This is a genomic window from Streptomyces sp. NPDC059454, from assembly GCF_042749965.1.
In the GTDB taxonomy this organism is placed as follows: Bacteria; Actinomycetota; Actinomycetes; order Streptomycetales; family Streptomycetaceae; genus Streptomyces.
The window spans coordinates 18,030-44,698 of sequence record NZ_JBHYVC010000016.1 but is presented as its reverse complement, the minus strand read 5'-3'; the positions used below and the strand labels follow the sequence as shown (position 1 = coordinate 44,698).

Annotated in this window: 19 protein-coding genes and 1 other RNA gene; 7 read left to right on the top strand and 13 right to left on the bottom strand. The window is 72.6% G+C overall.

Annotated elements, in window-relative coordinates:
• Positions 1-83: 83 nt before the first annotated feature.
• From ACFXAE_RS14055 to ACFXAE_RS14040, 4 genes are all read right to left on the bottom strand, one after another.
• Positions 84-1,400, bottom strand: a complete 1,317-nt coding sequence (locus ACFXAE_RS14055) for an acyltransferase family protein (RefSeq protein WP_384713058.1) — start codon at positions 1,398-1,400, stop codon at positions 84-86.
• A complete protein-coding gene (locus ACFXAE_RS14050; RefSeq protein ID WP_384713055.1) occupies positions 1,397-3,598 on the bottom strand; it encodes a glycosyltransferase in 2,202 nt (733 codons plus the stop codon). Before ACFXAE_RS14050 ends, ACFXAE_RS14055 begins: the two co-directional genes overlap by 4 nt.
• Positions 3,598-5,139 carry a hypothetical protein gene (locus ACFXAE_RS14045; RefSeq protein WP_384713052.1) on the bottom strand — a complete coding sequence of 514 codons (1,542 nt, stop codon included), beginning with the start codon at positions 5,137-5,139 and terminating at the stop codon, positions 3,598-3,600. Before ACFXAE_RS14045 ends, ACFXAE_RS14050 begins: the two co-directional genes overlap by 1 nt.
• A 179-nt stretch (positions 5,140-5,318) precedes the next feature.
• Positions 5,319-6,287 carry a LysR family transcriptional regulator gene (locus tag ACFXAE_RS14040; protein WP_384713049.1) on the bottom strand — a complete coding sequence of 323 codons (969 nt, stop codon included), beginning with the start codon at positions 6,285-6,287 and terminating at the stop codon, positions 5,319-5,321.
• A gap of 83 nt (positions 6,288-6,370) precedes the next feature.
• Between ACFXAE_RS14040 and ACFXAE_RS14035 the strand changes: the two genes are divergently transcribed.
• Positions 6,371-7,693 (top strand): MFS transporter, encoded by a 1,323-nt coding sequence (locus ACFXAE_RS14035; protein ID WP_384713046.1) that lies wholly within the window; start codon positions 6,371-6,373, stop codon positions 7,691-7,693.
• A gap of 90 nt (positions 7,694-7,783) precedes the next feature.
• A complete protein-coding gene (locus ACFXAE_RS14030) occupies positions 7,784-8,791 on the top strand; it encodes a LacI family DNA-binding transcriptional regulator (protein ID WP_384713043.1) in 1,008 nt (335 codons plus the stop codon).
• A gap of 87 nt (positions 8,792-8,878) precedes the next feature.
• On the opposite strand, the gene ssrA is transcribed toward ACFXAE_RS14030, so the two are convergent.
• The 5 genes from ssrA to ftsE form a co-directional block, all read right to left on the bottom strand.
• Positions 8,879-9,281: a transfer-messenger RNA gene (gene ssrA, locus ACFXAE_RS14025) on the bottom strand.
• Positions 9,282-9,398: 117 nt separating this feature from the next.
• On the bottom strand, positions 9,399-9,878 hold the full coding sequence (gene smpB, locus ACFXAE_RS14020; RefSeq protein ID WP_384713040.1) for an SsrA-binding protein SmpB: 480 nt from the start codon (positions 9,876-9,878) through the stop codon (positions 9,399-9,401).
• Between the two features lie 49 nt (positions 9,879-9,927).
• Entirely contained in the window at positions 9,928-11,097 is a 1,170-nt protein-coding gene (locus ACFXAE_RS14015; protein WP_384713037.1) for a S41 family peptidase, read from the bottom strand.
• A gap of 67 nt (positions 11,098-11,164) precedes the next feature.
• Positions 11,165-12,082 (bottom strand): permease-like cell division protein FtsX, encoded by a 918-nt coding sequence (gene ftsX, locus ACFXAE_RS14010; protein WP_384713034.1) that lies wholly within the window; start codon positions 12,080-12,082, stop codon positions 11,165-11,167.
• A 29-nt stretch (positions 12,083-12,111) separates the two neighbouring features.
• Positions 12,112-12,801: a cell division ATP-binding protein FtsE gene (gene ftsE, locus ACFXAE_RS14005; RefSeq protein ID WP_384713031.1), complete on the bottom strand. Its 690-nt coding sequence runs from the start codon at positions 12,799-12,801 to the stop codon at positions 12,112-12,114.
• A 311-nt stretch (positions 12,802-13,112) separates the two neighbouring features.
• On the opposite strand from ftsE, the gene ACFXAE_RS14000 reads away from it, so the two are divergent.
• Positions 13,113-13,304: a hypothetical protein gene (locus ACFXAE_RS14000; RefSeq protein WP_210960753.1), complete on the top strand. Its 192-nt coding sequence runs from the start codon at positions 13,113-13,115 to the stop codon at positions 13,302-13,304.
• A gap of 98 nt (positions 13,305-13,402) precedes the next feature.
• Here the strand turns inward: ACFXAE_RS14000 and ACFXAE_RS13995 are convergent, their stop codons facing one another.
• From ACFXAE_RS13995 to ACFXAE_RS13980, 4 genes are all read right to left on the bottom strand, one after another.
• Positions 13,403-14,062 (bottom strand): hypothetical protein, encoded by a 660-nt coding sequence (locus tag ACFXAE_RS13995; RefSeq protein WP_384713028.1) that lies wholly within the window; start codon positions 14,060-14,062, stop codon positions 13,403-13,405.
• 307 nt (positions 14,063-14,369) lie between these two features.
• Positions 14,370-15,476 (bottom strand): peptide chain release factor 2, encoded by a 1,107-nt coding sequence (prfB, locus tag ACFXAE_RS13990; RefSeq protein ID WP_384713025.1) that lies wholly within the window; start codon positions 15,474-15,476, stop codon positions 14,370-14,372.
• Between the two features lie 154 nt (positions 15,477-15,630).
• Positions 15,631-16,875, bottom strand: coding sequence for a serine/threonine-protein kinase (locus ACFXAE_RS13985; protein ID WP_384713022.1), 1,245 nt, complete (start codon positions 16,873-16,875; stop codon positions 15,631-15,633).
• Between the two features lie 109 nt (positions 16,876-16,984).
• A complete protein-coding gene (locus ACFXAE_RS13980) occupies positions 16,985-18,658 on the bottom strand; it encodes a serine/threonine-protein kinase (RefSeq protein WP_384713019.1) in 1,674 nt (557 codons plus the stop codon).
• A 460-nt stretch (positions 18,659-19,118) separates the two neighbouring features.
• Between ACFXAE_RS13980 and ACFXAE_RS13975 the strand changes: the two genes are divergently transcribed.
• The 4 genes from ACFXAE_RS13975 to ACFXAE_RS13960 all read left to right on the top strand — a co-directional run bounded on the left by ACFXAE_RS13975 (position 19,119) and on the right by ACFXAE_RS13960 (position 26,624).
• Entirely contained in the window at positions 19,119-22,715 is a 3,597-nt protein-coding gene (locus ACFXAE_RS13975) for an FHA domain-containing protein (RefSeq protein WP_384713016.1), read from the top strand.
• A 291-nt stretch (positions 22,716-23,006) separates the two neighbouring features.
• Positions 23,007-24,371: an ABC transporter substrate-binding protein gene (locus ACFXAE_RS13970; RefSeq protein WP_384713013.1), complete on the top strand. Its 1,365-nt coding sequence runs from the start codon at positions 23,007-23,009 to the stop codon at positions 24,369-24,371.
• Positions 24,372-24,378: 7 nt separating this feature from the next.
• Positions 24,379-25,728 (top strand): carbohydrate ABC transporter permease, encoded by a 1,350-nt coding sequence (locus ACFXAE_RS13965; protein WP_384713010.1) that lies wholly within the window; start codon positions 24,379-24,381, stop codon positions 25,726-25,728.
• Positions 25,725-26,624 carry a carbohydrate ABC transporter permease gene (locus ACFXAE_RS13960; protein ID WP_384713007.1) on the top strand — a complete coding sequence of 300 codons (900 nt, stop codon included), beginning with the start codon at positions 25,725-25,727 and terminating at the stop codon, positions 26,622-26,624. Before ACFXAE_RS13965 ends, ACFXAE_RS13960 begins: the two co-directional genes overlap by 4 nt.
• The last annotated feature ends 45 nt before the right edge of the window (positions 26,625-26,669 follow it).

The window sequence follows — 26,669 nt, the reverse complement described above, 5'->3', positions numbered from 1 at the left end:
CGGCCCGCGGAAGCACGACACTGCAAAGAAGCGAGTGGCCCAACGGTCACCGGCAAACCCCGCCGACATGAACAACCGTGACGTCAGCCCCGGCGCGCCCCGCTGCTCGGCCGGGGCCGCCCGCTCTTGCTCCCGTTCGGCCACAGCCTCGGCCTGCGCTTCGCCGCGAGGTCCTCGACCCAGCCGACCGCGAGGATCATCAGGCCGATGAGCGGCCAGACGAGGGCGAACATCCAGATGGTGTACGCGCCGTCGAGGGCAGCGACCGCCCGCTCGCTCTGCATGAACGGGAGTTCGTAGGCCAGGTCGATGATCGGCACCGTCGCCATGATCAGCAGGTTGTGCCACAGGTAGATGGTGACCGCGCGGTTGTTGGAGAGGGTCACCAGTTTGTCCCACTTCGCCAGGCGGCCCGGGAGTTCCTGCCAGGACGGGGAGTACTGGAGCAGGATCACGACGAAGCCGAACGACCAGGTGGCCTGGGCCAGCGGGATGTCGTTGAGGTCCCAGCCGTCGGGGCCGAGGTGGTTCGAGGCCCACCACAGGCCGAAGGCCATCACCAGCGACGCGCAGGAGACGGAGACGTACCGCGGGATCTGCTTCAGCAGACCCTCGTGGTGGGCGAAGCCCAGCATCCAGCAACCGCCGTAAACCGCGAAGTCGGTGACCGCGTTGCCCGTCTCACCGGGGATGGTCACCACGCCCGTGCCGACGATCGCCGTCAGGCCGAGCGGTGCGAGCAGTGTCGGCCAGGGAGCCTTGCGGAACAACCACAACAGCAGCGGCGACGCGATGACGAACCACAGGTAGGCGCGCAGGTACCACAGGACACCTGCGGCCTGCACTGCCCAGGTGTCCTCCAGCAGCCCCGACTGGGAGCCGATGTGCCAGGGGTAGGGCGGGGCGCCGATCGGCACGATGTAGTTGAACAGCTCGATCAGGCCCCAGGTACCGCCGCGGTCCGGGTCCTCGGACGGGTTCCAGCCATTGGCGAACATCATCGCCAGCACGACCACGGAGAACACCCACAGGGGCGGCAGGAGTCGGCGGACACGGCCGCGGATCACGCCCAGCGCCGGCCGCTTCAGCGACCGCGCCATCAGCGAGCCCGCCAGCGCGAACATCACGCCCATCGACGGGAACACCACCGTCAGCCAGGCCCAGCCGAAGAGGTGGTACACCACGACGCGCACCAGGGCGATGGAACGCAGCAGGTCCAGGTACCGGTCCCGGCCCGGCTTCTTGCGCTCCGGGGCGGGTGCGGGCTCGGTCGTCCGCTGCTGCGGGACCGTGTACGGCGTCGGCCCCGGGACCGCGCCCGCGGCCCCCGCGTACGGCGTTCCGTACGGGCCCGCCGGCTCCGGGCTCGTGCCCGTGCCGGCCGTGTATCCGTGGGTCATGCCACGGGCCTCCGATCATCGCTGCGCCGGTCGCGCTGGCCCGGCACCACTCCACCGACAGGTGCCCCGACCACGCCCGTGCGCCGCAGCTTCTGCCAGCGCAGGCGGCCGCCGGTGAGTGCGGTGATCCAGGACTGGAGCAGCACCACGTACATGAGCTGGCGGTAGAGGATCTGCTGCAGCGGCAGCGAGATCAGGTGGGTCATACGTTCGCGGTCGAGGTGGAAGGCGTACGCCGCGCAGACCGCCTGGATGGCCAGCACGCCCAGCCACGCAATGATCGTCTTCTCGGTCGGGCCGAAGACGAGGCCGTAGAGCAGGAAGACGTCGATCAGCGGGGCCAGCAGCGGAGCCACGATCATGAACAGGGAGACGAAGGGCAGGCCGATGCGGCCGAAGCGGCCCGAGGGCCCCTTGTCGATCACCGCGCGGCGGTGCTTCCAGATGGCCTGCATGGTGCCGTACGACCAGCGGTAGCGCTGCGACCACAGCTGCTGGACGGTCTCCGGGGCCTCGGTCCAGGCGCGGGCGTTCTCGGCGTAGACCACGCGCCAGCCGGCGCGGTGCAGCGCCATGGTGACGTCGGTGTCCTCGGCGAGCGTGTCGTCGCTCATGCCGCCGATGGGCTCCAGGGCGGAACGGCGGAAGGCGCCGACCGCGCCGGGGATGGTCGGCATGCAGCCGAGGATGTCGTACATGCGGCGGTCCAGGTTGAAGCCCATCACGTACTCGATGTGCTGCCAGGCGCCGATGAGGCTGTCCTTGTTGCCGACCTTCGCGTTGCCCGCCACCGCGCCGACCCTGGGGTCACCGAAGGGCTGGACGAGTTCGCGGACGGTGGACGGTTCGAAGACGGTGTCGCCGTCCATCATCACGACGATGTCGTACCGGGCGTTGGCCAGGCCCCGGTTGAGCGCGGCCGGCTTGCCCGCGTTGAGCTGGCGGATCACCCGCACGTTGGGCAGGCCCATCGCCTCGACGATGCGGGCGGTGCCGTCGGTGGAACCGTCGTCGATGACGAGGATCTCGATCGGGTGCTCGCTCGCCATCAGGGAGTTGACGGTGTTCTCGATGCACTTGGCCTCGTTGTACGCCGGGACCAGCACCGTCACCGGTTCGTGGACCGGCGGGCCCCAGCGGAAGCCCTTGCGGCGGACGCGGCGGGCGTGGACGCCGGAGAGGAGGAGCATCAGGACGAAGCGTCCGATGACCAGGGTGCCGATGATCGCGAGGCCGACCACCAGGACGTCGGTGATGTGCTCGGAGGCCTGGACCAGGAAGATCCACGCCTTGCCCTTCCAGAGGTCGGCTCCGGTGACGGGGCTGTGCGCGCTGGGCGCGTCCAGGGCCTCGGTCAGGTTGTCGAACTCGTAGCCCTTCTCCTTCAGGTCCGGCAGGAACCTGTCGAGCGCCGCGACGGTCTGGCTGCGGTCGCCGCCGGAGTCGTGCATCAGGACGATGGCGCCCTTGCCGCCCTCGGGCGTGGCGCGGCGGATGATCTCGTCGGCGCCGGGCCGCTTCCAGTCCTCGCTGTCGGTGTTGTTGACGACGGTGAGGTAGCCGCGGCTGCCGATGTACTGGGTGACCGGCCAGGTCTCGTTGTCCATGGCGTCGGCGAAGGAGGAGTACGGCGGGCGGAAGAGCGAGGTGCGGATGCCGGCCGCGCCGGTGATCGCGAGCTGGTTCTGCGACAGCTCCCAGTCGATGCGCTTCGTGGACTGGAGGGCGAGGTCGGGGTGGTTGAAGGTGTGCAGGCCGATCTCGTGGCCCTCGTCGACCATGCGCTGGACGAGGTCCGGGTAGCGGGAGGCCATGGTGCCGGTGACGAAGAAGACCGCGTGCGCGTCGTGCTTCTTCAGCACGTCGAGCACCTTCGGCGTCCAGATCGGGTCCGGGCCGTCGTCGAAGGTGAGGACGAGGCGGCGGTCGGGGACGCTCAGGCTCTGGGCCTTGCCGGCGCGGGCGTCGATGACCGGGCCGCCCTCCAGTATTTCCTGGGGCACCTGCGTGGTGGGGGCGGGCTTCTGCACGCGGTGGTCGGCGAGGATCTCGCTGTGCACGTATCCGCGCAGCATGAGCATGGCCGCCAGGGCGACGAGGACGAGCACGGGAAGCAGCAGGCGCAGGGGCACGCGGCGGCGCGGGGAGCCGCCGCGTGACCGGTGGGCGGCCCTGCGGCGGGGGGAGCGGGATGCCATCAGAGGACGTTCTCCGGGGACGGTGCGGTGGGGGTGGTGGACCGGTCCGGCTGTGCGGCGGAACCGTCGGCGGCGACGACCGGCCGGTCGGCGGGGGCACCGGCGGCGTTGTCGGTGCCCCCGGCCTCTCCGCCGCCGGTGGGGGCGGTCGTCACGGGGTCGGGGATCTCCGACACCGGCGGGTCGGCGGGCGCCGTGCTCACGGTGTCGTCCGGGGGTGTGGAGGTGGCGTCGCCGTCACCTCCGGTGGCCGGGTCGGTGGTGTTCTGCCGGGTCGCCGTGGATGTCGGGGCGGCGGTGTCCGGCTGGTCCGCGGTACCGGCCCCGCCGCCCGTCGCGGGTGCGGTGGCGCCGGGCGCGGGCAGCGTGGGGGTGCCGGTGGTCGGCGTGCCGCCCGGAGCGGGGCCGGTGCCGGTGCCGGGCGTGGCGCCCGTCTCCTCGGGTCGCGGCGTCGTCCCGACCTGACCGGCGGGCTTGTCCTCCTGACCGGGGACGGGCATCCAAGGGGCGTCGGAGTTGCCGGACAGCAGCGTGGCGACCATGACGACGGCGTAGCCGGCGCAGGCGAGGCCGACGGCCAGGCCGATACGGCGGTAGAGACGGCTGCGGCGGCCGGACTCGTCGACGAACACGGGTCCGCCGGCGGCGTCCTGTCCGCCGCTCACCCGGCCCGTCGCCCGGCGCAGTTCGAGGCCTTCCCCGATCTGCACGGAGTCGAGCTGGACCGTCACCTCGTGCGGGTCGTGGGTGGCCGCGGCGGAGTCGCCGGCCTCCTCCTGCCAGGGGTCACGGAGGGGGGTGCGGGAAACCGTCGGGGTGCCGGAGTCCGCGGAGGGGCGCAGGAACTGGGTCGGAGCACCGGAGTCCGCGGAGGAACCCCGGAACCCGGTCGGGACACCGGAATCCACGGAGGAACCCCGGAACCCGGTCGGAGCACCGGAATCCACGGAGGAACCCCGGAACCCGGTCGGAGCACCGGCTGCCCCGGGGCCCGACGACGGGCGCCCGGACGTCGGCGGGAAGACGGCTGTCCCGGGGTCGGACTGCGGGCGCCCGGAAGCCGACGGGGAACCGGTCGCTCCGAAGTCGCCCGAGGGGCGTACTCCGCCCGGCCGGGACGAGGGCCCTGCCGTCGTGGCGCCGGGGACGTCGCCCGGCCGGCGGGGGATGCGCAGGGCGGCGGTGCGCTCGGTGTCCCAGGGAGCGTCCGCCGGGCTTCCGGACGGCGTCGTCCGGCCCGGCGCGGCCGGGCCACGGGCGTCACCGTCGCGCGGCTCGGGCCGGGCGGGGGGCTCCGCGCGGTGGGCGGCGTCGGGCAGGACCCGGGTCCTGTCGTTGTCGCCGGGGAAGACTCCGATGCGGGCCCAGCGGTCCTCGAGGAAGCCGGGACCGGAGTCGGCCCCGCGCACGTCCGCGCCGGCGGGCTTCTCGCTCAGGGGAAGGACCCTCGTCTCACGCAGGTCCTCGTCCTCGGCGCCCTTCTCGAACGCCGATACACCCTCGGGCCATTCCGGTTGGGCGTCTTCTCGCCACTTTTCCACGCGCACGCACTTCCCCCCACAGGGCACTTACGGTGCGCGTACGGCCCGAGCACCCGCCGGCGGAACGGGCCCCCACCCGCTCCGAGCGCCCCATTTATCACACCGTGCTCGAGGACCGAATGTAGCGCACGTGGAGGTCCTGTGTTCCCGGGGCAGTCATTCGTGTCAGTAGTGAGACATCACCGGGCCGCCATCACGACAATGTCCGGATCGGGCAACCACCCCTCGACCGGCCGCCGCAGCCAGCCCTCCTCGGCGGCGATCTCGGCCGCCGCCCGCCGGAGAGTGTCCAGAGCGGGATGAACCATCCCTTTCCGCCACACAAGGGACACGGGTGACAGCGGAATCGGGTCCACGAGAGGGCGCAGCACCGTCGAGGGCAGTGGCGGAAAATCGACTACGGCGAGGATCGGGTGACGCGTCCTGGACATGATCCGCTGGAACTCCTCCTCCCCGACGGCCAGCGGCGCGGGCGGCGCGAGCGCGATCCCCCGCCCCTCGAACAGCGACCGCGCGAGATCCGTCCACTCCGGCGTACGGGGATTGCCGGCCCCGGCGTAGACCGTCTCGCCGGCGAGCGCGGCGAGCGGCACCTCGGTCAGTGCGGCCAGCGGGTGGTCCTCGGGCAGGACGACCGCCATCGGCTCGTGGCGCACGGGCTGCTGGCCGAGTCCGGCCCGCAGTGCGGGGGCGAGGCCCGCGAACCGTCCGAACGACGCGTCGAGCCGCCCCGCGAGCAGTTCCCCTGCGGCCCAGGTCAGCCCGCTCTCGTAGCGGGCCATCAGCTCGTGGCCGGGGGCGAGTTCGCGGGCCCGGTGCAGCACCCGGCGCGCGGTGCGCAGACCCGGGCTGTTGAGGTCCACCAGCAGGGGCCGGGCCTGTCCGGCGGCGGCGAGCAGGTCGTCCTGCGCCTGGAGCACCGCGCGGGCGTACGGCAGCAGGCGTTCGCCGTCGGCGGTGAGCGTCACCTGGCGGGTGGTCCGTACGAACAGCTCGCCGCCCAGCTCCCGTTCCAGCCGCCGTACGTCCCTGCTGAGCGCCTGCTGGGCGACGTAGAGGCGCGCGGCGGCCCGGGTGAAGTGCAGTTCCTCGGCGACGGTCACGAAGGCGCGCAGCAGGCGGGGGTCGAGGTGGGCGGGGGCGGGCATCCCGTGAACTTACAACACGGGTGCGTCAATCGGGGCGGAGAAGGTGTTGGACCGGCCGCACGGCCACGGGCGACGGTGGTGCCATGCCCCAGCCGACCTCCCGTTCCCGGGACACTCCCCTGTTCACGGTCACCGCCGACACCCTGGTCGCCGCCGACTTCGGCCCGCGCGCACGGAGCGAGCCCCGCGCGAAGGGCCCGTACCGCCGTCTCTTCGCGCTGCCCGGCGCCCGCGCCTTCACGGCCGGCAACCTCATCGCGCGGCTGCCGATGGGCATGTTCAGCGTGAGCGCGGTCGTGATGATCGCCGGGACGCGGGGTTCGTACGCCCTGGCCGGCGCCGTCACCGCGACGGGCCTGGCGGCGACGGCGGTGGTCGCCCCGTGGACCGCGCGCCTGGTCGACCGGTACGGGCAGGCCCGGGTCGCCCTGCCGGCCACGGTGTTCGCCGTGCTCGGCTCCCTCGCGCTGCTGCTCTGCGTGCGCCACGGCGCCCCCGACTGGACCCTGTTCGCCTCCTACGCCGCCACCGCCACCACCCCCAACACCGGAGGGATGTCGCGGGCCCGCTGGGCGCACCTGCTGAAGGGGGACGCCGAGGCCCTGCACACCGCGAACTCCTTCGAGCAGGCCGCGGACGAACTGTGCTTCATGCTCGGTCCGGTGCTCGCGGCCTTCCTGTGCGGGACGTTCTTCCCGGAGGCGGGCACGCTCGTGGGCGCCGTGCTGCTGCTGACAGGCGTCCTGCTGTTCACCGCCCAGCGGTCGACCGAGCCGCCGGCCGCACGGCGTTCCTCCGCGCGGGCGCCACTGCGGTCGCCCGGCATGCGGCCGCTGCTGGTGGTCTGTCTCGCGACGGGCGCGGTGTTCGGCTCGCTGGAGGTCGTCACCCTCGCGTTCGCGGACGAGCGGGGGCACCGCGCGGCGTCCGGCGCGGTGCTCGCGCTCCAGGCGGCCGGGTCCTGTGCGGCGGGGCTGCTGTACGGGGCGGTGCGCCCGGCCGGGTCCGCGCGGTCCCGGCTGCCGTGGTGCCTGGCCGCGATGACCGCGCTGATGACCCTGCCGCTGCTCGCGGCCGGGCTCACCGGCTCGCTGGTGCTGCTGGCGGGGGCGCTGCTGGTCGCCGGGGTGGCGACCGCGCCGACGATGGTCACCACCATGACCCTGGTCCAGCGGTACACCCCCGAGGACCGGCTGAACGAGGGCATGACGCTCGCGGTGACCGGTCTGCTCGGCGGGATCGCCTGCGGCAGCGCGGCGGGCGGCTGGGCGGTGGAGCACGTCTCGGCGACGGCCGGGTACGGCGTGCCGGTGGCGGCGGCCGCGACCGCCCTCCTCGTGGCCCTCTGCGCCCTCGTCCTGTTCGGGCCGTCGAACCGCTCCACCGATTCGCTCCCGACCCATTGACGACCACGGGTCCCGCACATACCTTCACCCGTCGAAGCGCTTCGAAACCGCTTTCTGCATCCCCACGGACCGTGCAGATGAGGACCCCCGATGGTGAAGATCACGGATGTGGCCCGGCGCGCCGGGGTCTCCCCCAGCACGGTCTCGTACGCGCTCAGCGGCAAGCGTCCGATCTCCGACGCGACCCGGCTCCGGGTCCAGGCGGCCGTCCGTGAACTGGGCTACCGCGCGGACGGCGGTGGCCGGGGCCCGGCCGGCCGCAGGTCGAAGGTGCTGGCCCTGGCGGCCCCGATGCGGTCCGGCGTCCATGTGCCGGTGGTGACGCAGTTCGCGGTGTCGGTGGTCACCGCCGCCCGCGCCCACGACCACGACGTGCTGCTGCTCACCCAGGGCGAGGGCGAAGAGGGCCTCGGGCGCGTCGCGGACACCTGGCTGGCGGACGGGGTGATCGTGATGGACGTACAGCTCCAGGACCCCCGGCTGCCGCTGCTGCGCTCGGGGGCCCTGCCGTCCGTGCTGATCGGCGTGCCCGCCGAGCCGGACGGGCTGACCTGTGTCGACCTGGACTTCCGGGCGGCCGGCGAGCTGTGCGTGGACCATCTGGCACGGCTCGGGCACCGGGTGGTGGCGCTGGTCGGCTCGCCGCCGGAGGTGTACGTGCGACGGACCGCGTTCGCGCGGCGGCTGGTGGAGGGCTTCACCTCGGCCGCCGACCGGCACCGGCTCACCTCGGCCGTGCATCCGTGCGGGACCGGCCGGGACGCCGCCCGCGCGATCGCCGAGCGGCTGGTGCGCGAGCTGCCGTCGCTGACGGGAGTGGTGGTGCACAACGAGCCGCTCCTCGACCCGCTGATCGACGCCTTCGAGCGGCTGGGGCTGAGCGTCCCCGGCGACCTGTCCCTGACCGCCGTCTGCCCGTCCCCCGTCGCCGCGTCGGCCCGCGTCGCCGTGACCTCGGTCGCCGTGCCGTCGGCGGAACTGGGCACCCGCGCGGTGCACCTGCTCGTACGGAAGCTGTCCGGTGTCCCCGTGCCGGGGGCCACCCTGCTGCCGCCCCGGCTGACGGAACGGGCGAGCACGGCGCCGCGCGGGGCGTGACGGCCACCGGTTCGGCCCGGCCCCCGGGAAGACCGCATGACAAAGGCCCCGCCGCTAGAAGCGACGGGGCCTGTGTCCACATGGGGTAAGTGGAGATGGCGGGAATCGAACCCGCGTCCAACGGTGCGGAACCAGGGCTTCTCCGTGTGCAGTCGGCTGTGCTTTTCTCGGCCCCGGAGATCACGCCGACAAGTCTCCGACGGGCCCAGTCACTGTGTGGTTTCCCTCTTCACCCCGTGACCAGGATCAAGGTTTAGTTCCCTAGATGATGCCAGGATCCGGGTCGGGAACACCCCCGGGCTGACACTCCCTTAAGTAGGGGAGCCGCTGCTCGCTACCTGAAGATCAGGCAGCGAGGGCGAGCTCGCCCTGGGAGATGGATCGCTTGGAATTGGCGATTATTTTTTCGGCCTGTGGTTTACGAGATCATGGCCGCTTCCTCGACACGCTTCCCCTGCTTCGACAGCCGCTGTCGAAACCGATCATCCCCATGTTGATTTTTCAAGACCCTCCGAGGAGGGTGACGCACCCGCTGTGAGGTGCTGTCGCCATCGTACGTGACCAACGCGGGTCGGTGCCAGCGTATTCCCCGGCACTCCGCGGGGGCCTACGCCCGCTGCTTCCTGCGGACCGCCGAGATCGCCCGGTCGGTCTCGCGCCGGTCCTGCTTCTCCCGGAGCGTCTGCCGCTTGTCGTACTCCTTCTTGCCCTTGGCCAGCGCGATCTCGACCTTCGCCCGGCCGTCCTTGAAGTACAGGGCGAGCGGCACGATGGTGTGGCCCGTCTCCTGGGACTTGGACTCCAGCTTGTCGATCTCCTCGCGGTGCAGCAGCAGCTTGCGCTTGCGCCGCGCGCTGTGGTTGGTCCAGGTGCCCTGGCTGTACTCCGGCACGTGCACGTTGTGCAGCCACGCCTCGTTGCCGTCCAGCTGGACGAAGCCGTCCACCAGCGACGCCCGGCCCTGGCGCAGGGACTTCACCTCGGTGCCGGTGAGGACCAGGCCGGCCTCGTAGGTGTCGATGACGAGGTAGTCGTGCCGCGCCTTCTTGTTCTGCGCGATCAGCTTGCGCCCTTTTTCCTTAGCCATAGTGCCGCCCATTTTCGCACTACGGAGGGGGTCGGCGGGAAGCCGATTATCAACGGTGCTGGCGGCCGAGTCCGCTGAGGACCGTCTCGGCCCGCTGGAGCGCCTCTTCGTCGGCCTCCAGGTCGGGGGTGAGGCCGTGGCCGTCGACGCCCCGGCCGGAGGGGGTGCGGTAGTGGCCGACGGTCAGCTCGGCGACGGAGCCGTCGGGCAGCTCGGTCGGCATCTGGACCGAGCCCTTGCCGAAGGTGCGGGAGCCCACGACGACCGCCCGTCCGCGGTCCTGCAGGGCGCCGGTGAGGAGCTCGGCCGCGCTCATCGTGCCGCCGTCGACGAGTGCGACCAGGGGTCTGGTGGTGTCGCCGCCGGGCTCGGCGTGCAGGGCGCGCTGCTCGCCCTCGACGTCGTACGTGGCGACCAGGCCGCCGTCGAGGAAGGCGGAGGCGGCGGTGACCGCCTCGGCGACCAGTCCCCCGGAGTTGCCCCGCAGGTCGAGGACGATGCCGGTGCCGGCGGGGGCCCGCCGTACGGCGGTGCGGACCTCGTCGCCGGAGCCCTTGGTGAAGGCGCCGACCGTGATGACGGTCACCCGGGAGGCGAGCTCGCGGACGGTGACGGTGTCCCGGGACAGCCGGGCGCGGCGCACGGTCTCGTGCCACGCGCGCGTGCCGCGTTCCAGGCCGAGGCGGACGGTGGTGCCGGCGGACTCGCCGGTGGTCTCACCGCGCAGTAAGGAGACGACCTCCGTGACGGGCCGGCCGTCGACCTGCTCGCCGTCGACGCTGCGCAGCCGGTCGCCCGCGCGGATCCCGGCGTCGGCGGCGGGCGTGTCGTCACCCACCTTCGTCACCTCGATACGGCCCTCCCGCTCGCGGGCCCACAGGCCGACGCCGGTGTACCGGCCGTCCAGGGCGTCCTCGAACTCCTCGTACTCGCCCGGGGAGTAGACGGCGGCCCAGCGGTCCCCGCTGCGGCTGACGGCGCGCTGTGCGGCCTCCATGGGGGAGGTGCCGTCGGCGGCGGCCTCCTCGGCCGCCCGGGCGACGTCCGTGCCGTGGCCGACGGGAGCGGCCGAAGGGGCGCCCTCCGCCGTGGCCCCGCCGTCGGCCCCGGGGAGGTTGCCCGTGGCCGCGCCGGCGACGAGCACGCTCGCGAACACCAAGGTCAGGGCGGCCCCGCGGCGGATGCGGCGGGGCTGACAGAACAGGGCACGACCTGACATGCCGGTGAGTCTAGGACAACGCGAAGGGGCGCACGGCCGGTTGACCGCGCGCCCCTCTTGGCAAGAGTCACACCTTCAGGTACTTGCGCAGCGCGAAGAACGCGGCCAGCGCGGGCATCAGCAGACTGGTCGCGAGGATCAGCGGAAGCTTCGTCAGGACGGCGTCCCAGCCGATGAAGTTGATCAGATTCAGCTTCTCCGACAGGGCCAGACCGTTGTCGATGATGAAGTACCGCCCGACCACCAGGAACCCGCACGCGAGCATGCCGCCGATGAGTCCGGCGACCGCGGCCTCCATGATGAACGGCGTCTGGATGTAGAAGCCGGAGGCGCCGACCAGGCGCATGATGCCGGTCTCGCGGCGGCGGCTGAACGCGGAGACGCGCACCGTGTTCACGATCAGCATCAGGGCGACCACCAGCATCAGCGCCATCACCGCGCGGGCGGCCCAGTTCATGCCGTTCAGCAGCCCGAAGAGGTTGTCCAGGATGCCCTTCTGGTCCTGCACCGACTGCACGCCGTCCCGCCCGTCGAAGGCGGTGGCGATGACCTGGTACTTCTCCGGGTCCTTCAGCTTGATGCGGTACGACTCCTGCATCTGGTCCGGCGTCAGGGAGCTGGCCAGCGGGGAGTCGCCGAACTGCTCCTTGTAGTGCTTGTACGCCTCGTCCTGCGACTCGTACGTCACCGAGTCGACGACCGACATCTTCTCCAGATCGGTCTTGATCTGGCCCTTCTGGTCGTCGGTCACCGCGCCCTTGGCGCAGTTGGGATCGGACTCGGCGTCACTCTTGTTGCACAGGAAGATGGAGACGTTGACCTTGTCGTACCAGTAGCCCTTCATGGTGTTCACCTGGTCGCTCATCAGGAGCGACCCGCCGAACAGGGCGAGCGACAGGGCGACGGAGACGACGACGGCGAAGGTCATCGTCAGGTTGCGGCGGAGACCTACGCCGATCTCCGACAGGACGAACTGGGCGCGCATGGCGTCTGATCAAGCCTTTCCGTGGAGCGTCAGTGCTGGTAGCCGTAGACGCCGCGTGCCTGGTCGCGGACGAGACGGCCCTGCTCCAGCTCGATGACGCGCTTGCGCATCTGGTCCACGATGTTCTGGTCGTGCGTCGCCATCACCACGGTGGTGCCCGTCCGGTTGATCCGGTCGAGCAGCTTCATGATGCCGACGGAGGTCTGCGGGTCGAGGTTGCCGGTGGGCTCGTCGCAGATGAGCAGCTTGGGCCGGTTGACGAAGGCCCGCGCGATGGCGACGCGCTGCTGCTCACCGCCGGAGAGTTCACCGGGCATCCGCTCCTCCTTGCCGCCGAGCCCGACGAGGTCGAGCACCTGCGGCACGGACTTGCGGATCTCACCGCGCGACTTGCCGATCACCTCCTGCGCGAAGGCGACGTTCTCGGCGACCGTCTTGTTCGGCAGCAGGCGGAAGTCCTGGAACACGGTCCCCAGCTGGCGCCGGATCTGCGGCACCTTCCAGTTGGAGACACGGGCGAGATCCTTGCCCAGGACGTGCACCTGCCCGTGGCTGGCCCGCTCCTCGCGGAGGACCAGCCGCAGGAAGGTGGACTTTCCGGAGCCGGAGGAGCCCACGAGGAACACGAACTCGCCCTTCTCCACTTCCAGGGTGACGTCCCTGAGTGCGGGGCGGTTCTGCTTGGGGTAGGCCTTGGACACGTTGTCGAATCGGATCACGGGTGCACCACGGTTAGCCGGGGGTAGATGAGCGTGACCATACGCGAACCGGGGAGGCGAGCGCAGGCACCGGTAGGGGTTGGGGAAGAGATGCGCCCTTTTGTTCCAGCGCTGGGCGAGGACAGCACCCTCGAGGGCCGCGGGGAACCGCGCGGCCGGCCCCCACGGCACCGCAGCCACGACTCCTTGAGAACCATCACTCCCGGAGCGACCCCGGCGCGGCTTCCGCGGGAACCTGGCACAGTGGGAGGGGAACGTTCGCGAGAGGGCGGGCGTTGTTCAGCTGGAACCGGTGCGAGGAGGGCGAGCGCATGACGTACGACCGGCTGGTGTGCGCGAACTGCGCCGCGCCCGTGAGCGAGGGCCGGTGCCCGGTGTGCCGTGCGAACCGCGAGCGGCTGCAGCAGGGGAACTTCTTCGCGGGGCTGAACCCCATGACGCTGATCGCACTGCTGGCGGTGCTGGTCGCGGCGGTGGCGCTGCTCGCCCACCAGACCGCCTGAGGCACGGGCACAGGACGCGGCGAAGGGCCCGGAGCGCGGTTGCGCTCCGGGCCCTTCGCCTTACGTCATGCGTACGGTGCGTACACGCGCTGCCACCGTCAGGCGGCGGCACCGCCGCGGCCGGTCATCAGGCGCGGCAGCACCCGGAAGCCGACACCGCCGGCGATCATCGTGGCGGCACCGATCAGCAGGAAGGTGGTCTCGGCGGCACCGGTCTCGGCGAGCTCCTTGCCGTCGCCCTGGGCCGAGGTGGCCGGGACGTCGTCGCCGGTGTCGGTGAGGGCCGAGGAGCCCTCGTCCTGCGGCGAGGCGCCACCGTCGGGGTCGGTGACGTTGCCGCCGCCGTTACCGCCGCCGTTGCCCGGGGTGGTCGGGTCCTCCGAGGGCTCCTCGGTGGGCTCCTCCGGCTCGGTGGGCTCGGTCGGCTCCTCCGGCTCGGTGGGCTCCTCCGGCTCGGTGGGCTCCTCCGGCTCCGTCGGCTCCTCCGGCTCGGTGGGCTCCTCCGGCTCGGTGGGCTCTTCCGGCTCCGTCGGGATCTCCGGCTCGGTGGGCTCCTCCGGCTCCGTCGGGATCTCGGGGTCGGGGTCCTCGTCGCCGAGGCTCGCGCTGACACCGAGGCCGAGGCCCTCTCCGCTCGCCGAGGCGGTCCCGGTGAGGTCGAGTGCGGAGGCCGCGCCGGCCGCCGTCAGCGAGGCGCCGGCCGCGATCACGGCGCCGGCCGCGATCCGAGCGACACGGATCCGCGTCTTCTTGGTCATGTGGTTGCTACCCCCAGTAGCTCATCGTCAATGAGGCGGCGCTCGGGGCGGTGATCAACAGGGGTGACTGCGGTGAAACGCCCCCCGGTTCACATGCGCCCCAGAGATACGCATGCCGAGCCTCACCTTTCCCATTTTCCAAAAGAACGTCAAGGCCGTTGCGCACGCGATGTCCGCCTACGCACGCTTTGCCGGACAACGAAGCTGTGAGTGTGACGTAAAACCCAGACATCCTCGACACGACAAGGCAACTGCCGCCCGAGGGGCGGCAGTTGCCTTGTCGACAAATCGGCGTTCGCGCGGGAGGTTACTTCTCCTGCTGCTTGCGCCAGCGAATTCCGGCCTCCAGGAAGCCGTCGATCTCGCCGTTGAACACGGACTCGGGGTTGCCGACTTCGTGCTCCGTACGCAGGTCCTTGACCATCTGGTACGGGTGCAGCACGTACGAACGCATCTGGTTGCCCCAGGAGTTGCCGCCGTCGCCCTTGAGGGCGTCCATCTTGGCCTGCTCCTCCTGACGGCGCCGCTCCAGGAGCTTGGCCTGGAGGACGTTCATCGCGGTGGCCTTGTTCTGGATCTGGGAGCGCTCGTTCTGGCAGGAGACCACGATGCCGGTGGGGAGGTGGGTGAGCCGCACCGCGGAGTCGGTGGTGTTCACGCCCTGGCCGCCGGGACCGGACGACCGGTACACGTCCACCCGCAGCTCGGACTCGTCGATCTCGATGTGGTCGGTCTGCTCGACCACGGGGAGGATCTCGACGCCCGCGAAGGAGGTCTGGCGGCGGCCCTGGTTGTCGAAGGGCGAGATGCGCACCAGGCGGTGCGTGCCCTGCTCGACGGAGAGGGTGCCGTAGGCGTAGGGCGCCTGGACGGAGAAGGTGGTCGACTTGATGCCGGCCTCCTCCGCGTACGACGTCTCGATCAGCTCGGTCTTGTAACCGCGCTGCTCGGCCCAGCGCAGGTACATGCGCTGGAGCTTCTCGGCGAAGTCGGCGGCGTCGACGCCACCGGCCTCCGCGCGGATGTTGACGAGCGCCTCGCGGGAGTCGTACTCGCCGCTGAGCAGCGTCCGGACCTCCATCTCGTCCAGCGCCTTCTTGACGGACGCGAGCTCGGACTCGGCCTCCGCGCGGGTGTCCGGGTCGTCCTCCTCCTCGGCCATCTCGAAGAGCACGGAGAGATCGTCGATCCGGCCCCGGAGTGCCTCGGTCTTCCGCACCTCGGCCTGGAGGTGGGAGAGCTTGCTGGTGATCTTCTGCGCCTCGTCCGGGTTGTCCCACAGGGACGGCGCGGCCGCCTGCTCCTCGAGCACGGCGATGTCTGCCCTCAGCTTGTCGAGGTCCAGAACGGCCTCGATCGACTCCATGGTCGAGGAGAGGGACTTGAGCTCTTCGGATACATCGACGACTGCCACGCCCTCCAGCGTAACGGCTCCGCCGGCCGGCCCATGCAGTGCGGCGGGGCCGGGGCGGCGCTCACCGGGACCGGGTCGGTCGGGGCGGGGTGACTTCTGTCCGTGGGCCGCTCGTTCGTTTCGCCCCCGCCGGCCCTTCCCGTCCCCGGGGGATTCAGGGGTTGGCCGGGGCCGAGTCCCGGGTGTCCCGGGGCGGTGCCGCCTCGTCCTCCGCCGTGGCCAGCCAGGTGCCGACTCCCGCCGCCGCCAGGAGCACCGCCGCCACGGCCAGGGTGAGCCGGCGCCGGCGGGTGACCGCGCGGTTGCGGGCGGAGCCCGGCCGGCGCGCACCCGCCGCGCGGGGCGCGCGGGCCGTGCCGCGGGCGCCGCCGGCCAGCTCGTCGGGGGCCGGCACCCTCATCGACGTATGCGTGTCGCGGTTGGAGTCGGCCGGTTTCGCGCCCGGTACCAGCGGAACCGCGCCGCGGCGCCGCACCGGCTCCCCGGCGACCGGGGCCGGCCCGGAGGACCGGAGCTCCTCCTCCGCCTCCTCCGCGGACTCGGTGTCCGGCTCGTCCACGTCCAGCGGGGGCATCCCCGCCAGCATCGGCAGCAGCTCCCGCAGCCGCGCGCCCAGCTCGGAGGCGCGCAGCCGGGACGCCGGGGCCTTCGCCAGGCACTGCACCAGCAGCTGCCACAGCTCGTCCGGGATGCCCGGGAGGGGGACGACCGTCTCGGTGACGTGGCGGCGCAGCACCGCGCCCGGGTGTCCGCCGCCGAACGGCGTGAAGCCGGCGAGCAGCTCGTAGAGGACCGTGGCGAGGGCGTAGATGTCGACCGACGCGCGCGGGGGCAGGCCCTCGACGATCTCCGGCGCCAGGTAGTCCGGCGTCCCGATGATCTTCGTGGCCCGGGTGCGGCGCGGGGTGTCGATGAGTTTCGCCACACCGAAGTCGGTGAGCAGGGCGCGGTGCGAGCCGCCGGGGCCGAGCGGGCCCTGCATGTCGAGCAGCACGTTCTCCGGCTTCACGTCCCGGTGCACGACCCCGGCCGCGTGCGCCGCCGCCAGGCCGTCGGCGACGTCGGCGACGATCGCCACGGCGGCCTCCGGGGCCAGTCTGCGCTCCCGGTCGAGGCGGGTGCGCAGGTCCGTGCCGCGGACGAGGTCCATGACCAGGGCGAGATCGTTGCCGTCGACCACCAGGTCGCGCACGGAGACGACGTGCGGATGCTCCAGGCCGAGCAGCGCCGTCCGCTCCTGCACGAAGCGGCCGACGAGCTCCTGGTCCGAGGAGAGATCCTCACGCAGCAGCTTGATGGCGACGGGCCCGTCGGGGCCCTCGCCCAGCCACACCGTGCCGGCGCTGCCCCGCCCGAGGATCTGATGGGCGGTGTACCGGCTGCCGATTCTCCGTGCCAAGACTGCTCCTACCGACGCGTGTTGTCGCCAAAGCTACGCGTCCGGGGTGCCGGCCTTCACAGCGGATCCGGAAATCGACCCTCAGATGTCGACAAATCAGCAAACAGGCTCAGTTCGTTCCGGAGGGGTCCGAGGGGCCGCCCAGGTCCTCGATCCAGCCCGTCACCGAGCCGAACCAGTCGCTGAGCTGGTCCCAGTAGCCCTTGCCGGTGCCGATCCAGTCCTGGAGCGGGCTCAGCTCCCAGATCAGCCAGCTCGCGACGAACAGGATGACGATCGTGAACAGGCAGCCCTTCAGACAGCCCATCCCGGGGATGCGCATCGGGCTGGCGCCGCGCTGCCGCGGCTGCCGGGGCTCCCGGGCCGGACGCTGCGGCTCCGGCGGTGGCGCGTACCGCTGCGGCTGGGGCTGCTGCCGGCGCTGGGGCTCCGGCGGCGGGGCGTACTGCTGGGGCCGGTGCTGCTGCGGGTGGCCGTACCCCGGGCCGGGCTGCGGCTGCTGCGGCTGCTGCTGCGGACGCCGCTGGGGCTGCTGTTGCGGCTGCTGCGGGGGCCGGGCGACCTGGCGCTGGGGGCGGCGGCGCAGCGGGTCCTGACTCGGGTCGAGGTACTGGACCTGGGTCTGCTCGTTGCGGTCGCGGGCCGCGCGCAGCTGGTTCTGCCAGGGGTGCGGGTCCTCCGGACCGGCTCCGGGTCCGCCGGGCTGTCCCGGCGGCACGGGGGGCATGACGGCCGTGGGGTCGGCGGCGCCCGCCGGGCCGCCGGTCTGCGGCAGGACGCTGGTCGCGCCGTTGGGGTCGTAGGCGCCCGCGCCGTGCGGCAGCACCTGCGTCGGGTCGGCGTCGCCGGGCGCGCCGGGCACCGGGGTGGGGGCCGGGTCGGGGGCGAGGAGCGCGCCGACGTTCTCCGCGGCGGAGATCTGCGCGGAGTTCGCGTGCACGCCGATGCCGTCGGCGACGACGCGCAGGCCGCGCGCGAGGTTCTCGGCGCCGGGCCGTTCGTCGGGGTTCTTGCGCAGGCAGCGCTCGATGACCGTCCACAGCGGGTCGGGGACCGTGGAGGGGCGGCGCGGTTCGGCGCTCAGGTGCTGGTGCAGCACCTCCAGGGCGGAGCCGCCGGAGAACGGCGGACGGCCGGTGACCAGCTCGTAGAGCAGGATGCCGGCGCCGTAGATGTCGACGGCGGAGGTCTGCGGGCGGCCCTCGGCGGACTCGGGCGCGATGTACGCGGGCGTGCCGACGAACTCGTGGGTGCGGGTCAGGCCCGGGGAGTCGGCGAGGCGGGCGATGCCGAAGTCGGTCAGCATCGGGTGCATCTCGCCGCCCTGCTGCTTGAGCAGGACGTTGGCGGGCTTCAGGTCGCGGTGCACCACGCCGTCCGCGTGGCTGGCGCCGAGCGCGTCGGCGATCTGCGCGGTCAGCAGGGCGGCGGCGACGGGGGTGAAGGGGCCGTTCTCACGGAGGTGGCGGTGCAGGTCGGGGCCCTCGACGAGGTCCATGACCAGCGCCAGCAGATCGCCCTCGACGACCAGGTCGCGGACCCGGACGATGTTGGGGTGGGTGAGCCGCAGCAGGACGGACCGCTCCCGCAGGAAGCGCATCACGACGTCGGCGTCGCCTGCGAGTTCCTCCTTGAGGACCTTGATCGCGACGGTCTCGCCGGGCTGTCCCGGCACGGCCGCCTCGGCGCCCGCGGTCTCCCGCTGGCGGGCTCGCCAGACGGTGCCCGTGGCGCCGCGTCCGAGCGGCTCCTCGAGCAGGTACTTGCTGCCGACTGGCCGCACGTCACGCACTCCCTGCTGCCTGCTTGGCGTACACCCTGGTCCACCGCGCTACGGAACGTTCCGACCCACTGTAGTGCCGCCGCGCGGGATACCGGACGGTCGTCTTCGACGCGATCCCACTGTGGGACTTACGTACCGGTTCCCCTCCCTGTTCGGAGGTTCGCAGGAAAGACGCTCGACTCGGTCCGTTGGTTGCCGCATGCCGGACGTGACCGATCTCAAGTGGACCCGGAACGATCATTCGCTCCTCACCGGTCAGGCACTTTTGCGGGCAGAGGCGACCAATCAAGATCATTTGCTGCCGGAGTGCGGGCGCGTTGTCAGTGGCAGGTGCGAGGATGCGTGCAGTACTGGCCGTACGTGCGCGTGTGGCGGTGGGGGAAGTCCGCGGTGGGGGACCGCGGGGTGGTGGTGTCCCCCCGCGTCGCGGGCGCCCGCGCAGAAGGGACCGCTGACGGCGATGCAGATCCGGCTGACCGTCGTAGACCCGCTGGGCACCTCCTCCCCCGCGCGGGAGCGGGCCGCGAGCTGCGACGTGCTGGTCACGGCGCCCGCGGGCACGGCCCTGGCCGCGGTCGCCTCCGCACTGGCCTCGGTGGTCCCCGGCGGCGACGGCCCTTCCGGCTCCTCGGGCACACCGGTGCTGTACGCCGGTGACCAGCGGCTGGACGCCCAGCGCTGCACGCTGGGCGAGCCGCCGCTGATCGACGGAGCGGTGCTGGCCGTGGGCGCCCCGGGCGAGCCCGAGCCGCATCCCGAGCTGGACGGGACCCCGACCCGGCTGCATGTCGTCGCGGGTCCCGACGCGGGCGGGGTGCACCTGCTGCACGGCGGCGAGATCCGGATAGGACGTTCCGCCGACGCCGACGTACCGCTCGACGACCCGGACGTCTCCCGGCTGCACTGCGCGGTGACGGTCGCCCCGGACGGCGGCGTCTCGGTCGCCGACCTCGACTCCACCAACGGCACGACCCTGGACGGCCGGCGCGTGGGCCCCCGCCCGGTCCGCCTCGCCCCGGGCGCCCTCCTGCGCATCGGCGAGTCGGCCCTGCGCCTGACCCCGGCGGCGGGCCCGCGCGCGCGAGCGGCCACGGCACCGGACGGCGAGGGGCACGTACGGGTGCCGCCGCCCCCGGCCGGGCAGGCCGACGACGAGGACCCCCGCGCGCGCGTGACGGCGCCGACGGCCCCCACCCACCACGCCCACGGCCCGGCCGGCTGGGCCGTGACGGCACAGGACGCACAGGGCGTACGGGACGCACAGGGCGTACGGGACGCACAGGGCACACAGGGCACACAGGGCGTACGGGAGACGCCGGACGCGGCGCGTCGGGACGGCGCGAGCGAACCGCCGCGGGTGCCGGGACAGGGCACCGCCCCCGGGATCGAGCGCACCGGAACCGCTCCCGGGGGGCGCGCGGTGCACACGGTCGCCCGGGGAGACGTGCCCCGCCTTCCCCAGGGCCGCCGCGTGTCACGCCCGCTGCCCGCCGACGGGGACACCCACGCGGGGCGCTCCGGCGCGGGCGCGCGCGGTGCGGGCCCCGGCGCCGCCGATCGCTCCGCCGGGACGGTTCCCGAGAGGACCCGGGACGAGACGGCCGGTGGCGCCGCTCCCGGCCGCGGCGCCGGTGAGACCGCCGTCCCGGCATCCGGCCGGACCACCGGCGGCGCACCCGGCCGCCTCACCGGCCCGACCACCGGGCCCGCCACGGGCCACATGCCCACCGGCACCCCCTCCACCCCGCACGAGGAGTTCCCCGGCACCCGCAAGGGCACCCCCGTGCGCGGCACCGACCTCCCCCGGCCGACGGGCGGGCGCAGGCGCGGCGGACTCACCGCCTGGGCACGGCGGCTGACCGGCGGGCGGCAGGAGCCGGAGGCCGCGTGGGCCGCCCACGGCGAGGAGGCCTCCGGTGTCGTCCCCGATCCGGGCGCGGCCGCCCCCGCCGTGCCCGAGACCTGGCCGGACCCCGCCACACTGCTGCTGACCGCGCTCGGCCCCGGCCCCCGGCTGTGGGAGCGCGGGCCGGACCACCCGGAGGCGCTCGCGGTGCGGCTCGGCACCGCGGACCGGACGGCGCCGGACGGCTCCGGTCTGCTGCCCGCCGTACCGGTGACCTCGGGGCTGCGCGAGGCCGGCGCGCTGGGACTGGCCGGCCCGCGCGAGCGGCTCGCCGGGCTGGCCCGCGCGGTGCTCGCCCAGCTCGCCGCGCTGCACTCCCCCGACACCCTGGAGATCGTCCTGATCGCCGCGGACCCCTCCCGCCCCCTGGCGGAGCGCACCGCCGAGTGGTCCTGGCTGGGCTGGCTGCCGCACGTACGCCCGGGGCACGGCCAGGACTGCCGCCTGCTCCTCGCGCACGACCGCGAACAGGCCGCGGCCCGCGCCGAGGAACTGCTGCGCCGGCTGGAGGACCACGACCACACGGGCCCCCGCACATCCGGCGAGGTGCCGTACGAGGGGCAGGGCGAAGGACGGTACGAAGGGCCCTACACCGTGGTCGTCGTGGACGGCGACCCCGGCGGCTCCGACGTGCGCGAGGCGGTGGCACGGCTGGCCCTGGAGGGGCCCCGGGCCGGGATCCACGTGGTGTGCCTCGCCGAGACGGCCGCCGCCTCCCCCGCGTCCCCGGTGACGGAGACGTACGAGGCGGCCTGCGAGGTGGCGCCGGCGTTCCGGCGGTGCGGGGCCGTCGCCCTGCTCAGCGGGGACGTGGCGACCGCCCTGCGCCTGCTGCGGGTGGCCGGGGCCGGCTCCGGCCGTCCCCCCGGCCCCGTCGGCCACGGCACCCTCGCCACGGTCGACGCGGTCTCCCCCGCCTGGGCCGAGCGGTTCGCGCGGGCGCTCGCACCGCTGCGCACGGACGGCGCCGGCGGGGAGCGGCACGCACGCGTGTCGGCGCCGCTGCCCCGGTCGGCGCGGCTCCTTGACGAGTTGGGCCTGGCCCGGGCCACCCCGGCCTCGCTGATGGCCCGCTGGGCGGACGCGGCCGACGACACCCAGGCGCTCGGCGGACGCGTCACCGCCATACTGGGCGCCGGACCGCGCGGCCCGGTCACCGCCGACCTCGCCGCCGACGGACCGCACCTGCTGGTCGAGGGGCCGTCCGGCAGTGGTCGTACGGAACTGCTGCGGGCGGTCATCGCCTCGCTGGCCGCCGCCGAGCGTCCCGACCGGCTGGCCGTCGTACTGGTCGACGGCCGGGGCGTGCCCACGCCGGGCGCCGCGCCCGGCGAGGGTCTGCTCGTGTGTACGGACGTACCGCATGTCACCACGCATCTGTGCGCCAACGACCCGGTGCGGATGCGGGAGTTCGCGCAGTCCCTGAGCGCCGAGCTGAAGCGGCGCGCGGAGCTGCTGGGCCGGTCGGACTTCGCGGAGTGGCACACCGGGCGGGAGCTGTCGGACCGTATGGTCGCCCAGCGCACGGCGGCCGCGTCCCGCGCGGAGCAGAACGGGGACCTCGACACCCCGCCCAGCTCGACGCTGCGGCTGCGGCCCGGGGCGGACCGGCGCAAGACGGGGGCCGCGCCGCCGCTGCCCCGGCTGGTGGTGGTCGTGGACGACCTGGACGCGCTGGTCTCCCCCGCGCTCGGTTCGCCGGGGCGGCCCGCCGCCGGATCGGTGATGCGGGCACTGGAGGCGGTGGCGCGGGACGGTGAGCGGCTGGGCGTGCATCTGGTGGCGGCCACCGGGCCCTGTGCCCGTACGGCGCAGACCGAACCGGTGCGGCAGGCGTCGCTGCGGGTCGCGCTCGACGCGCCGGTGCCGGGGGGCGGGCCGGACGAACCGGCGCCGGGGCGGGGGCGGCTGACCCACCCGGACGGGCGGGAGACGGCGTTCCAGGGCGGCCGGGTGACCGGCCGCATCCCGCGGACGGCGACCCTGCGGCCGACGGTCGTTCCTTTGGAATGGCACCGCATGGGGGATCCGCCGGCTCGCCGGCAGGTGCGCGAGCTCGGTAACGGGCCCACCGATCTGGCGTTGCTCGCCAGTGCGTTGGAGCGGGCGGCGCGGCAGGTGGCGGCGGCGGAGGTGCCGTCGCTGCTCTGACGGGGCGGTCGGTTGTGCGGGTGCACGGGGTGAGGGCTGGGTGGGGGTGTTCGCGCGGCCCGGCGCTTGCGGGGTGCCGTCGCGCCCACCCGTGCCGCCCCAGCGGCACGACTGCCCGCGGATGGCGACGCCTGCGGTTGCGCGGTGACGCGTGGTCACGACGCGGTCACGATAGCCGTCTTGACACGGGATGCGGTCTTGCCACCCCTACCCCCCGGGCGTAGACCAGAGCGCACGGGACAGCGCTCGACGTTCGACGGAGTACGACGGAGTACGAAGAACGGGGCAGTGATGCGCAGGACGAGCAGGATCATCCGGATACGTGGTGCCGCCGCGCTCGCCGCGGGGGTGCTCGCGGTCTCGCTCACCGCGTGCGGTGGTGGCGACGACGACAGCGGCGGCGACGAGGACAAGGACGGCGGGACCGGCGGGACCGGAACCACCGTCACCCTTCCGAAGCTGGACGGCGCGAGCCTCGAGGTCGCCGCCGTGTGGACCGGCGCCGAACAGGCCAACTTCAAGAAGGTCCTCGCGGAGTTCGAGAAGCGCACCGGCGCCAAGGTGACCTTCGTCCCCGCCCAGGACCCGATCGTCAACTTCCTCGGCTCGAAGGTCGCGGGCGGCGCCCCGCCGGACGTGGCGATGCTGCCGCAGCCGGGCGCCATCAAGCAGGCCGTCGACAAGGGCTGGGCCAAGCCGCTCGGCACCGAGGCGGCCAAGGAGCTCGGCGAGAACTACTCGCAGGGCTGGCAGGACATCGGCAAGGTCGACGGCAAGCAGTACGGCGTCTACTACAAGGCCGCCAACAAGTCGCTGATCTGGTACAACGCCCAGGTCTTCGAGAACGCGGGGGCCGCCGAGCCCAAGACGTGGGACGAACTGCTCACGACCGCGCAGATGGTCTACGACTCCGGTGTCACCCCGTTCTCGGTCGGCGGCGCCGAAGGCTGGACGCTGACCGACTGGTTCGAGAACGTCTACCTCTCGCAGGCCGGTCCGGAGAAGTACGACCAGCTCGCCCGGCACGAGATCAAGTGGACGGATCCGTCCGTCGGGGAGGCGCTGACCACGCTCGCCGGGATCTGGGGCAAGAAGGACTACGTCGCGTCCGGTGCGCTGGGGACCGATTTCCCGACCTCCGTGACGCAGACCTTCACCGGCGGCGACCAGCCCAAGGCCGGCATGGTCTACGAGGGCGACTTCGCGCAGGTCAACATCGGCGAGACCAAGGCGAAGATCGGCACGGACGCGAAGGTGTTCCCGTTCCCGGCCGTCGGCGACACCGCGCCGGTGGTCTCCGGCGGTGACGCGGCCGTGATCCTGGAGGACTCGAAGGCGGCGCAGGCGCTGGTCACCTTCCTGGCCTCCCCCGACGCGGCGGCGATCCACGCGAAGCTGGGCGGCTTCCTCTCCCCGAACAAGAGCATCGATCCGTCGACGTACCCGAACGCGGTGCAGAAGAAGATCGCCGAGGCGCTGATCGCGTCCGGTGACGACTTCCGCTTCGACATGTCCGACCAGGCCCCGCAGGCGTTCGGCGGTACGCCCGGCAAGGGCGAGTGGAAGGCGCTGCAGGACTTCCTGAAGAACCCGAAGGACATCGCCGGTACGCAGGCGAAGCTGGAGGCCGACGCGGCCGCGGCGTACGGGAACTGAACCGGCGATGGCGTCGGACACGGCGGCGGGGGCACCCAAGACGGCCCCCGCCGCTCCCAAGTCGCGCAAGAGCGTCACCGGCACCCGCGCAACCGTGGCGGCGCTGTTCCTGCTGCCCGCGCTGGTCCTGCTCGGTGCGCTCGTGGTCTACCCGATCGGGTACTCCGTCGCCCGGAGCTTCTACGACCAGTCCGGCGACGGCTTCGCCGGACTCGACAACTACCGGGCCCTGTTCACCGACGGCGGCATCCGCACCGCCCTGAAGAACAACATCATCTGGGTGGTGTTCGCGCCGACGATCGCGACCGCGCTCGGTCTGGTCTTCGCGGTGCTGACCGAACGGGTGCGCTGGGGAACGGCGTTCAAGCTGGTCGTCTTCATGCCGATGGCGATCTCGATGCTGGCGGCCGGCATCATCTTCCGCCTGGTGTACGACCAGGACCCGGACAAGGGCGTGGCGAACGCGGTGTGGGTGGGGGTGCACGACACCTTCGCCCAGTCGTCGGCGTTCCCGAAGGCGCACCCGGGCCGTGAATCGCCGCTCGTGCGGAACAACGACGGCAGCTTCACGACCGCCTCGGAGGTGAGCGCGGGTGACACGGTCGCGCTGCCGCTGGTCGGTGTCGCCCCGGACCTGATGCCGGACGACGCGAAGCCGGCCGCGGCGCCGAAGCCGGAGGACGACCGGATCACCGGCACCACCTGGCAGGACTTCACCCGCGGCAGGGGCGTCGGCACGCTGAACACCGTGGACGCCTCGGAGCTGGGCTATCCGGGGATGAGGATCGAGGCCGTCAAGGACGGCAAGGTGGTGGAGACGGCCACGGCGGGCGACGACGGCACGTTCTCCTTCTCGTCGAAGGCGGACGGGGCTCGGCTCCGGCTCCCGCCGGGCAACTTCGAGGAGCCGTACAACGGTCTTGACTGGCTCGGCCCGTCGCTGGTCACGCCCGCGATCATCGGCTCGTACATCTGGATGTGGGCGGGCTTCGCGATGGTGCTGATCGCGGCCGGGCTCGCGGGCATGCCCCGGGAACTGCTGGAGGCCGCGCGGGTGGACGGCGCGAACGAGTGGCAGGTGTTCCGCAGGGTCACGGTGCCCCTGCTGGCGCCGGTCCTCGCGGTCGTCACCGTCACCCTGATGATCAATGTGCTGAAGGTGTTCGACCTGGTCTTCATCATCGCCCCGGGCTCGTCCCAGGACGACGCCAACGTCCTCGCGCTGGAGCTGTACCGCAAGGGCTTCGCGTCGGACCAGCCGGGCATCGCCAGCGCGATCGCGGTGTTCCTGCTGCTGCTCGTCATCCCGGTGATGTGGTTCAACGTCAGGCGGCTTCGGCGGGAGGTCAGGCGATGAGCGTCACCAAGGCCGGTGCGGCGCCGGTCTCCCCCGTCAAGGCCGAACAGCCGCTCGGCTCCAGGCTCAGCCAGTGGGTGAGCGGTGGCCTGGTGCGCGTGTTCCTGATCGTCGTGGGGCTGTTCTGGCTGGTCCCGACGGTCGGGCTGCTGCTGGCCAGCCTGCGCACCCCGCAGGACATGGCCGCCGACGGCTGGTGGAAGGTGTTCACCGAACCCTCGCAGCTCACCTTCGGCGCCTACGAGACACTGCTGGAGAACGACGACATCACCGGCTCGCTGCTGAACACGGTGTACATCACCGTCCCGGCGACCGTGCTGGTGGTGGTGATCGGCTCCCTCGCCGGGTACGCCTTCGCCTGGATGGAGTTCCCCGGCCGGGACTGGTGGTTCCTGGCCGTGGTGGGGCTGCTGGTGGTGCCGGTGCAGGTGGCGCTGATCCCGATCGCCGAACTCTTCGGCAACCTGGGCATCTTCGGCTCCGTGACCGGTGTGGTCCTCTTCCACGTCGGTTTCGGTCTGCCGTTCGCGGTGTTCCTGCTGCGGAACTTCTTCGCGGAGATCCCGAGGGAGCTGCTGGAGGCGGCCCGGCTGGACGGCGCGGGCGAACTGCGGCTGTTCGTGCGGGTCGTGATGCCGCTCGCCGGGCCGGCCATCGCCGCGCTCGGCATCTTCCAGTTCCTGTGGGTGTGGAACGACATGCTGGTCGCGCTGATCTTCACCGACTCCGGGAGCCAGCCGATCACGGTCGCCCTGCAGACGCAGGTACGGCAGTTCGGCAACAACGTCGACGTCCTGGCGCCCGGCGCGTTCATCTCGATGGTGGTCCCGCTGGTCGTGTTCTTCGCGTTCCAGCGGCAGTTCGTCTCCGGTGTGATGGCGGGCGCGGTGAAGTAGCCGACGTGCATGTCGCGTTGAGGGGGCGGGCCACCGCGGGTCCGC

Coding starts and splice junctions, on each gene's coding strand:
- ftsX (WP_384713034.1), bottom strand. CDS start 12,082: ATGCGCGCCCAGTTCGTCCTGTCGGAGATCGGCGTAGGTCTCCGCCGC.
- ACFXAE_RS13995 (WP_384713028.1), bottom strand. CDS start 14,062: ATGACCAAGAAGACGCGGATCCGTGTCGCTCGGATCGCGGCCGGCGCC.
- ACFXAE_RS13965 (WP_384713010.1), top strand. CDS start 24,379: ATGGCGTCGGACACGGCGGCGGGGGCACCCAAGACGGCCCCCGCCGCT.
- ACFXAE_RS14040 (WP_384713049.1), bottom strand. CDS start 6,287: ATGCCCGCCCCCGCCCACCTCGACCCCCGCCTGCTGCGCGCCTTCGTG.
- ACFXAE_RS14050 (WP_384713055.1), bottom strand. CDS start 3,598: ATGGCATCCCGCTCCCCCCGCCGCAGGGCCGCCCACCGGTCACGCGGC.
- ACFXAE_RS14000 (WP_210960753.1), top strand. CDS start 13,113: ATGACGTACGACCGGCTGGTGTGCGCGAACTGCGCCGCGCCCGTGAGC.
- ACFXAE_RS14030 (WP_384713043.1), top strand. CDS start 7,784: ATGGTGAAGATCACGGATGTGGCCCGGCGCGCCGGGGTCTCCCCCAGC.
- ACFXAE_RS13970 (WP_384713013.1), top strand. CDS start 23,007: ATGCGCAGGACGAGCAGGATCATCCGGATACGTGGTGCCGCCGCGCTC.
- ACFXAE_RS14055 (WP_384713058.1), bottom strand. CDS start 1,400: ATGACCCACGGATACACGGCCGGCACGGGCACGAGCCCGGAGCCGGCG.
- ACFXAE_RS14015 (WP_384713037.1), bottom strand. CDS start 11,097: ATGTCAGGTCGTGCCCTGTTCTGTCAGCCCCGCCGCATCCGCCGCGGG.
- ACFXAE_RS13960 (WP_384713007.1), top strand. CDS start 25,725: ATGAGCGTCACCAAGGCCGGTGCGGCGCCGGTCTCCCCCGTCAAGGCC.
- smpB (WP_384713040.1), bottom strand. CDS start 9,878: ATGGCTAAGGAAAAAGGGCGCAAGCTGATCGCGCAGAACAAGAAGGCG.
- ACFXAE_RS13975 (WP_384713016.1), top strand. CDS start 19,119: ATGCAGATCCGGCTGACCGTCGTAGACCCGCTGGGCACCTCCTCCCCC.
- ACFXAE_RS14035 (WP_384713046.1), top strand. CDS start 6,371: ATGCCCCAGCCGACCTCCCGTTCCCGGGACACTCCCCTGTTCACGGTC.